This window comes from Agrobacterium sp. O3.4 (assembly GCF_041414895.1).
GTDB lineage: Bacteria > Pseudomonadota > Alphaproteobacteria > Rhizobiales > Rhizobiaceae > Agrobacterium > Agrobacterium cucumeris.
On record NZ_JALPZP010000025.1, the window covers coordinates 1 to 829 of the forward strand.

The following is an 829-nucleotide window of genomic DNA, read 5'->3' on the forward strand; positions in this document are numbered from 1 at the left end:
TTCCAGAACAGCGCGACCAACCTTATAGATATCGTCGGCATACTCCGGCAGGATCTCACCGAGAACCGGTGTCGCAATATCTTCGGTGACTTCACCATACTGGACGATGACCTTGTTGCCGGTGCCCTGGGAATAGCGGATACGGCCGACCGGAGCATCGCACTGCCGTTCCTTGACGTTAACCTTTGCGGTGCTCACGACAGGCGCCCACGCGTACATGGATTCACCGCTGACAACGGCATGGTCCTGAACAACCGTGAAGGGCAGAGCTTGAATAAGGTCGTTGCAGAGTTCGGGGTTTTCCTTCGTCGCGAGATAGGCAATGACGCTGATGCCCAGCGGCTCCCAGGTAAGCCGTACCTTTTGACCGTCGCGGATCTGAACACGCCGAGAGGGATCGGCCAGGGCCGCGATGGAACCTTCCGGGGTCTCGTAAGTGAGATGTTTTCCGATGCTCCAAGGGAAGTAATGGAATGACCAGGCGGCCAAACGGTTGAGGTAACCCAGGAACGCCTTGACGGCCTCAACCGCCTCGTCGCGGCTACCAGCCGTCGGAAGATATTTGGTGATCGCTTCGGCAAAAGCGCCCATTTCCTGCAAGCCGCTGTAGCGCAGATAGTTGCTGTATGCGTAGTCAAAGCGGTGCACGAGTGCGCAGCACTGCTCGAGGGTAAATCGCTCATCCTGGAACGTCAGCAGCAACGGATACCACGTGTACATCGACTGGTCGCGCAGCATGCCGTTCACGAAGTCGAGGTTCGTGAAGTATTGGTTGTTTGTCCCGACCGCGAAGGTGCCGGTCCGGATATCATGAAGCTCCTTCGGCTCG

1 protein-coding gene is annotated in these 829 nt (G+C 57.4%); it reads right to left on the reverse strand.

Annotation, left to right across the window (positions count from 1 at the left end; translation table 11 throughout):
- A partial coding sequence (locus M0412_RS26415) for a hypothetical protein (RefSeq protein WP_142843699.1) occupies positions 1-829 on the reverse strand: 829 nt, incomplete at both ends.